2 protein-coding genes are annotated in these 827 nt (G+C 69.2%); both read left to right on the top strand.

From position 1 onward, the window contains the following. Nucleotides 1–321: transketolase C-terminal domain-containing protein (locus Y704_RS18745; protein ID WP_035771423.1), on the top strand; the 321-nt coding region annotated here is incomplete at its 5' end. After that, nucleotides 318–827 (top strand): biotin/lipoyl-containing protein (locus tag Y704_RS23200; RefSeq protein WP_343212803.1); only part of this gene is annotated, 510 nt, incomplete at its 3' end. The genes Y704_RS18745 and Y704_RS23200, both read left to right, overlap by 4 nt.

Genomic DNA, 827 nt, shown 5'->3' with positions numbered 1-827 from the left:
GCCGCGGCCGCGGAGGGGCGCTCCCTCGAGGTGATCGACGTGCGTTCGATCGTCCCGTTCGACGACGAGACAGTGTGCGCGAGCGTCAGCAGGACAGGGCGCGCCGTCGTGATCGCCGAAGCACCGGGATTCGCCTCCGTCGCCTCGGAAATCGTGGCGCGCGTCCAGGAGCGGTGCTTCCATTCGCTAGCGGCGCCGGTGTTACGCGTGACCGGATTCGACGTTCCGTATCCTTCCCCCAAGTTGGAACATTATTTCCTGCCGAGCGTGGACCGGATCCTCGATGCCGTCGACGCCCTGCAGTGGGAGGACCGGCCATGAGCGCCGATGCGATGACACCTGCACTGCTCGTGTTCAATCTGCCCGATCTCGGGGAGGGCCTGACCGAAGCCGAGCTGGTGTCCTGGCTCGTCAAGGAGGGCGACGAGGTGGCCGTGGACCAGGCCATCGCCGAAGTGGAAACAGCCAAGTCCGTGGTCGAGGTGCCGTCCCGGTTCGCGGGCACGGTTGCCGTGCTGCACGGAGCTCCCGGCGAAACGCTCGACGTCGGAGCCCCGCTGATCTCGGTGCGCGCCGCCCGCGTCCCGGAAAGCCGCGATTCGGCCTCGCCCGGCACCGCAGGCGGGCCGACCCCTGCCGCTGAGGCATACCGCACGGAGGAGCGGGCGGGCATTTCCGTCGAAGCTGCCCTTGAGTCCGCGCCCGAACCGGAGAATGGTTCAGGCAATGTCCTGATCGGCTATGGGACGCCGGCCGGGTTGACCGGCGGCCGCACCCGGAAGCGGAGGGCTCCGGCACCGTCCTTCCCGCCGGACAGCGGATCGGCC

This window comes from Arthrobacter sp. Br18 (assembly GCF_000520555.1).
GTDB lineage: Bacteria > Actinomycetota > Actinomycetes > Actinomycetales > Micrococcaceae > Arthrobacter_D.
The sequence above is the reverse complement of the archived record's forward strand: the minus strand, read 5'-3'. Positions and strand labels throughout refer to the sequence as shown.